This window comes from Nocardioides sp. (genome assembly GCF_050699375.1).
In the GTDB taxonomy this organism is placed as follows: Bacteria; Actinomycetota; Actinomycetes; order Propionibacteriales; family Nocardioidaceae; genus Nocardioides.
Map to the genome: position 1 here is coordinate 24847 of NZ_JBOHDN010000230.1, position 6541 is coordinate 31387.

Here is a 6541-nt window from a genome sequence, read left to right on the forward strand (position 1 = left end):
CATTTCGACGAATCCCTCACTGCCGACACCGAGTAGGAACCCTCCGATGAGCCCGGCGTTCCCGGCGCGCAAGCGTGCCGAAGAGTTCGACCGAATGGTCGCGGCTGCTGCCGCGTCGGATCGGCGATCCTCGAAGGCTGCCGACGAGCTTCGCGACCTGGCAGTCTTCGCTTCGTCGCTCTCCACCGTCGGCGACTCCGCAGCACCCAGTCGTGACTTCTCCGTCTCGCTCCGTGAGCGACTCATGGAGGCCGCCGACACCGACCTCGTGCCGGTGCCGCGCACCGAGAGGACCGTCGAGCGCAAGCTCACCGTCGGGCACGTCCGCAGGCCGCGTCGTCAGCGCAAGCTGACCGTCGCCATCGCCGCCATGGCGATCGTCGGCGGCACCGGCGGCGCCGCTGCCGCCTCCCAGACCGCCCTTCCCGGTGACTCGCTCTACCCGGTCAAGCGTGCCGTCGAGAACGTCTCGGCAGGCTTCACGGTCAGCACCCAGGCCCGCGGTGTCAGGATCCTCGAGGACGCCGGCACCCGGCTGCGCGAGGCCAAGACTCTGGTCGCGGACGCGCCGTTGACCGACGCCGAGCGGGTCACCTCGACCCTGGAGACGTTCTCGACACAGGCCGCGCACGGCTCGGACCTGCTCATCAGCGACTTCGAACAGACCCAGGACGACGAATCGCTCGCCCAGCTGCGTACGTTCGCGGCAGACGGTGTCGAAGAGCTGGCCGAGCTCAGCCCCCAGGTCCCCGAGCGTGCCGAGCCGGCCGTCTCGGACGCCGCTCAGACGCTCGTGCTGATCGACCAGGCCGCGGCGCAGCTCTGCCCCACCTGCGAGGGCGGCATCACCGAGCTCCCCGCGACGCTGGTCTCCAGTCTCACCTCCGACATCGACGGACTGCTTCCGGCCGACACGGTCGTCGAGGCGGAGGCGCTGCCGCCGCTCAACCCGGACGACAACGCCCTCGACCTGCCTTCCATCGATCCCGACAAGATCGGTCCCGGCTCGGTCACCGACCCCGACGGCAAGAAGGACGACGACAAGAAGGAGAAGCCCGACGAGGGTGACTCCGCCGGCGGCGACGTACTGCCTCCGTCGCTCACCCCGTCGCCCTCCGACCCCGCGGACGAGCCGGACACCGATGACCCGGCCCCGGCCGGTCCCGTCGTCGGCCTGGTCACCGGCGTCACCGGCTTGGTCGGCGACGTCGTCGCCGGCGCCACCGGCCTGCTCAAGCCGTAACCCCCGCCGAGAAGTCACTTCTGCAGGCCGAGAGGGCATGCTGGGGACTTCACGACCTGCAGACGTGACTTCTCGGCCTGCGCGGTTGACCTTTCGGCCTGCAGAGGTGACCTCTCGGCGAGGGTTTTCTCCGGCTCTGTCAGCCGAAGACTGAGGCGCGCTCGACCAGCAGGCGGTAGAGGGACTGCTGAATCGTCTCGCGCACCTGGTCGGTGACGTTGAAGACGAGCATCGGGTCGTCGGCCTCCGAGGCGTCGTACGCATCGGTGCGGATCGGCTCGCCGAACTCGAGGAGCCACTTCGACGGGAGCGGGATGAGTCCCAGCGGGCCGAGAAGGGGGAAGAACGGCGTGATCGGGAGGTAGGGCACGCCGATGACCTTCGCCAGGCCCGGGATGTTGCCGACCAACGGATAGATCTCCTCGGCGCCGACGACGGAGAGCGGCACGATCGGGACGCCGGTGCGCAACGCGGACGAGACGAATCCGCCGCGGCCGAAGCGCTGCAGCTTGTAGCGCTCGCTGTAGGGCTTGCCGATGCCCTTGAAGCCTTCGGGCCACACGCCGACGATCTCGCCGTTGCGAAGCATCCGCTCGGCGTCCTCGCTGCAGGCCAGGGTCGCCCCGGCCTTGCGGGCGATGTTGCCGACGATCGGCATCCGAAAGACCAGGTCGGCGCCGAGGGGGCGCAGGTCGCGCCCGAGCGCGTCGTTGATCGAGACCATCGTCATCAGACCGTCCATCGGGATGGTGCCCGAGTGGTTGGAGACGATCAGGGCGCCGCCGTCGGTCGGGATGTTCTCGATGCCGCGCACCTCGACGCGGAACCACTTCTCCTTGATCGGTCGCAGCACTGCCAGCAGGAAGCGTTGGGTCAGCTCGCGATCGAAGCCGTACTCGTCGACGGAGTATTCACCCGAGATCCGGCGCCGCAGGAACACGATGAACCGGGTGAGCTGCTCCTCCCACTCGGTGCCGAACACCTCTTTGGCGGCGCTGTCCAGAGCCGCGGCCCAGTCGGCCGCCGGGATCGCGCGCAGCGGGTGGCGCTCTCGCGCCGTGGTGCCGGCGATGGGAGTGGCGGGCTCAGTCACCGGACGCTCCTGTCAGTCGGCTCTCCAAGGCTGCCAGCGCGCGGTCGGCGCGGTTGGGGGACGGCAGCACGCTCTCCGCGAAGTCTACGACCGTGTCCTCGGTCGTGTAGCGCGGTTCGAAGCCCAGCAACGAGCGCATCCGGGATGTGTCGACGCCGCGGCCGTAGGTCAGCAGCGCTCTCAGCTCGGCGGGATACTCGCCCCCGCCGAACCTCGCCATACCGAAGAGGGGCTCGGGGATCGGCACGGTCAGCCGCTGCAGCCGCCGGGCGACCTGGGAGTGGGTCAGCACGCCGTCGCCGGCGACGTTGAACGTCCCGGGGACCTTGGCGCGCACCGCATGCTCCAGGACTGCGTACAGGTCCTGCTCGTGAAGGAACTGCAGGCGCGGGTCGAAGCCGAGCACGTTGGGCACGACCGAGCGCCGGAAGTGGGACGCGATCGGGCTGTTCACCCGGGCCCCGAGAACATTGGCGCAGCGCAGCACCGTGACGGCCACGTCGGGGCGGCGCCGGGCGAAGCCGCGCACATAGGACTCGATGTCGGCCACGTCGCGGGCATAGCCGGAGGACGGCGTACGCCGTGGCTCCATCGACTCGGTGAACATCGCCGGGTCGCGGTTGCTCGCCCCGTAGACCTGGGTCGTCGACTTCACCACGACCTGGCGCAGGGACGGCGCCGTCTGGCACGCGGCGAGGAGCTGCATCGTGCCCATGACGTTGAGCTCTTTCATCGTCGAACGACCCCCGGTGGTGCCGGGGGTCGCGATGACGCTGAGGTGGACGACGGTGTCGACCTCCTCCTTGGCGATCACCTTGGCGATCACCGGGTTGCGGATGTCGGCTCGGACGAACCCGACCTCGCCCATGTCGCCGCGAGGCGGGGCTACGTCGACACCGATGACCCGCTCGACGTTCGGGTGGCGGGCGGCAGCGCGCGCAAAGCGGCGCCCGAGGTCACGCGAGACCCCGGTGACCAGGAGGACCCTGCCTCGCTGATCACCCCGAGCGTCGCTTCGACCAGATCCGCTGCGCTCCGCCACGTACGTCGTCTCAGACTGTGCCGGAAGGCGTCACTTGCCGAGCTTGCGGCGCTGGACGCGAGTCTTCTTGAGCAGCTTGCGGTGCTTCTTCTTCGCCATGCGCTTGCGACGCTTCTTGATGACAGAACCCACGGGGAACCCTTCACGATCGATGCAGAGAATGCCGGCCCTGTGCCGACGCGGTCACTCGCCGCAGCGAGCGACGGATTGACCTAGGGAGTCAGCCTAACGAAGTCGGGCCACCCAGAGAGAATCGGTGACCTGGTGAGACCGGTGTTGCCCCCGCGCCCGCCCACCTTGGGCGCGGGGTCTGACAACTAGCCCGCGTTGTAGAACGAGCTCTTGAGGTATTCGTTCGCGTCGTCCTCACGTACACGGAAGGAACGACCGACACGTACCGCGGGCAGCTCGCCCGAGTGGACCAACCGGTAGACCGTCATCTTGGAGACGCGCATCATCGCCGCCACCTCGGCCACGGTCAGGAACTTGCTGTCAGAGATGTCTCCAGGAGGAGTAACCATCTGCTTCCACCGTTCTCTCATCGAGTGATCGCGACGCCAGCGGCTTCCCCACCTCTGGTCCAAAACGCGATCCCAAAGTGAGAATAGGGCCTGATGTGACTGATGGGGAAGGGGACACCCCTGAGAATCTCACATACCAACGGCGTGTCGAGTTGCATTTGGGTACGCCGATCCACGGGTTTCTAGACGGTCCCGAAACTATGAGGCCGGGCTACGGCATCGGGTCGAGCCCGTGCAGCGGATACACCGCTGTGCGAGTCGCATGGACTTGCCGGTCGAGCCACGTGCCAGGGTCATATCCGCTCCCCCAGTCGCGGTAGGCCGGCTCGCGTCCGTCAGTCATACGCAACGGTGCGACCCTCCCGAGGCGCGTCTGCACGTGTTCGCGCCAGCCACCTGGCACTTCGAGCGTCGGCTCCAAGGGATTTCCCGAGACTAGCGCAAGAAGATGGGTCCACGCGCGTGGCACGACGTCGACCACGGCATAGCCGCCACCGCCGAACGCCACCCACTTGCCCGCACACACCTCGTGGGCGAGCTCGTGGAGGACGACGTACGCAGCCCGCTGGCCGTCGACGCTGAGAGCCAGGTCGGCGAGCGGATCCTCGGTGTGCGAGTCGCAACCCTGCTGGGTCACCAGGATCTCCGGCTCGAACTCACGGACCAGGTCGGGCACGACCGCATGGAAGGCACGCAGCCAGCCGTGGTCGGCGGTTCCCGGGGGCAGTGCGACGTTGACGGCGCTCCCCTCGGCGTCCGGTCCGCCGACGTCCGCGGCGAAGCCCGTGCCCGGGAAGAGCATCTGCCCGGTCTCGTGGAGCGAGATCGTCAGGACCCTCGGGTCATCCCAGAAAGCCCGCTCGACGCCGTCTCCGTGATGCACGTCCACATCGACGTACGCGATCTTCTTGACGCCCTGGTCGAGGAGCCACTGGATGCCGGCCGCGACATCGTTGTAGATGCAGAAGCCGGCCGCGCGGCCGCGCATCGCGTGGTGGAGCCCGCCCATGAGGTTGGCACTGTGCATGCTCTGGCCGGAGTAGACCTGGCGGCAGGCCTCGATGCTCGCGCCGACGATGTGGGCGCTGGCGTCGTGGATGTGCGGGAAGACCGGGTCGTCCTCGGTGCCGAGGCCGTGGGCCAGGTCGGGCTCGCCGCTCCTGCCTGCCCTGATGACGGCCTCGATGTAGCGCTCGTCGTGGACGGTGAGGAGCTGCTCCGGGGTGCCCATCGGCGCCTCGACGACCTTCAGCCGGTCGAGCACACCGATCTCGTCGGCGAGGCGCATCGTCAGGTCCACGCGGATCGGCGCCATCGGGTGCGTCGGGCCGAAGTCGTAGTCGGCCAGGCTGCTGTCGAAGACGACCGTCGAGAGCCCCTGGCATGCGGTCGTCGGAGTCGTCATGGGCCACACGGTATCCGTGACGTGTGCGACACTGGCGGGGTGTTCAGCATTCGTTCCACCCAGTGGTGGCCCGCCTCCTAGGCGGTCCACCCGATAGTTGAGCACTCACATCAGGCCGCCCACGGGCGGCCTTTATCGTTGTGAGCGAGGATCTCGAGACCTCGTACGCCGACCCGTGGGCCTTCATCGAAAGGTTCACCATGACCCGGCGACTCTCGCTCATCACCCCCTCCGGACGGCTCACCCTCGGCAACCTGCTCGGCGCGCTGCGGCCGATGCGATGTATCGAGCCTGTCGAGATGGCCGGCGCGGCCGACTCGGACGCCTTCTACGGGCTCTCCGACCTGCACGCGCTGACGACGCCGCACACGCCGGCGGTGCTGCGTACGCGAACCGAGGAGATGGCCCTCCTCCTGCTCGCGTGCGGGCTCGACCCGGCCACGCTCTTCATCCAGTCGCACGTGCCCGCGCACCGCTCGCTCAGCTATCTGCTGGAGTGCGTCGCGCACACCGGCGAGCTGGGCCGGATGATCCAGTTCAAGGAGAAGTCCCGGCGTTCCGGGGCGTCGGTTCGCGCGTCGCTGTTCACCTACCCCGTGCTGATGGCGGCCGACATCCTGCTCTACGGCGCGACCGAGGTGCCGGTCGGCGACGACCAGCGTCAGCACGTCGAGCTCGCCCGGGACGTCGCGGTGCGGTTCAACACGACGTACGGCCGGGTCTTCTCCGTCCCGCAGGCGGTGCATCCAGCTGCCGGGGCGCGGGTCATGGACCTGGCCGACCCGACGCGCAAGATGTCGAAGTCGGCCGGCGACGACCATCCCGGGTCGATCTTCCTGCTCGACCCGCCCGAGGTCGTACGGAAGAAGGTGGCTCGCGCCGTCACCGACTCGGCCGGGACCATCGCGCGCGATGAGGAGCGTCCGGGCGTCACCAATCTGATCGACATCCTCGAGGCCTGCGGCGGCTCGGCCGCGGGGTTGTCGGGCTATGGCGCCCTGAAGGCCGCGGTCACCGATGCCGTCGTCGCGGAGCTGGAACCGGTGCAGAAGCGCTACCGCGAGCTCGCCGCGGACCGCACCCGGGTGACCGAGGTGTACGCCGCGGGTGCCGCGAGGTGCCGAGAAGTGACCGCCCCGGTGGTGGCAGCAGCGGAGGCCGCGATCGGGCTGGGCTGAGGTTCGAGCCTGAGGGCCGAACCGGGGTAACACGTCGTTCGTAGTACTACTCGCCCTAT

7 protein-coding genes are annotated in these 6541 nt (G+C 68.6%); 2 read left to right on the forward strand and 5 right to left on the reverse strand.

What is annotated here, in order from left to right; all coding sequences use genetic code 11:
• The first annotated feature begins 46 nt into the window (after nucleotides 1–46).
• Nucleotides 47–1243, forward strand: coding sequence for a DUF5667 domain-containing protein (locus ACRDPS_RS16950; RefSeq protein ID WP_431502832.1), 1197 nt, complete (start codon nucleotides 47–49; stop codon nucleotides 1241–1243).
• 139 nt (nucleotides 1244–1382) lie between these two features.
• Here ACRDPS_RS16950 and ACRDPS_RS16955 read toward each other — a convergent pair whose 3' ends face one another.
• The 5 genes from ACRDPS_RS16955 to ACRDPS_RS16975 form a co-directional block, all read right to left on the reverse strand.
• Entirely contained in the window at nucleotides 1383–2336 is a 954-nt protein-coding gene (locus ACRDPS_RS16955; RefSeq protein ID WP_431502833.1) for a lysophospholipid acyltransferase family protein, read from the reverse strand.
• A complete protein-coding gene (locus ACRDPS_RS16960; protein WP_431502834.1) occupies nucleotides 2329–3378 on the reverse strand; it encodes an NAD-dependent epimerase/dehydratase family protein in 1050 nt (349 codons plus the stop codon). The genes ACRDPS_RS16955 and ACRDPS_RS16960 overlap by 8 nt, the downstream gene beginning before the upstream one ends.
• Before the next feature lie 30 nt (nucleotides 3379–3408).
• Entirely contained in the window at nucleotides 3409–3510 is a 102-nt protein-coding gene (locus tag ACRDPS_RS16965; protein ID WP_008356322.1) for a 30S ribosomal protein bS22, read from the reverse strand.
• Between the two features lie 185 nt (nucleotides 3511–3695).
• On the reverse strand, nucleotides 3696–3899 hold the full coding sequence (locus ACRDPS_RS16970) for a helix-turn-helix domain-containing protein (protein ID WP_431502835.1): 204 nt from the start codon (nucleotides 3897–3899) through the stop codon (nucleotides 3696–3698).
• A 211-nt stretch (nucleotides 3900–4110) separates the two neighbouring features.
• Nucleotides 4111–5304: an acetoin utilization protein AcuC gene (locus tag ACRDPS_RS16975; protein ID WP_431502836.1), complete on the reverse strand. Its 1194-nt coding sequence runs from the start codon at nucleotides 5302–5304 to the stop codon at nucleotides 4111–4113.
• 140 nt (nucleotides 5305–5444) lie between these two features.
• Here ACRDPS_RS16975 and trpS point away from each other — a divergent pair, with 140 nt between their 5' ends.
• Nucleotides 5445–6482 (forward strand): tryptophan--tRNA ligase, encoded by a 1038-nt coding sequence (gene trpS, locus ACRDPS_RS16980; RefSeq protein ID WP_431502837.1) that lies wholly within the window; start codon nucleotides 5445–5447, stop codon nucleotides 6480–6482.
• The last annotated feature ends 59 nt before the right edge of the window (nucleotides 6483–6541 follow it).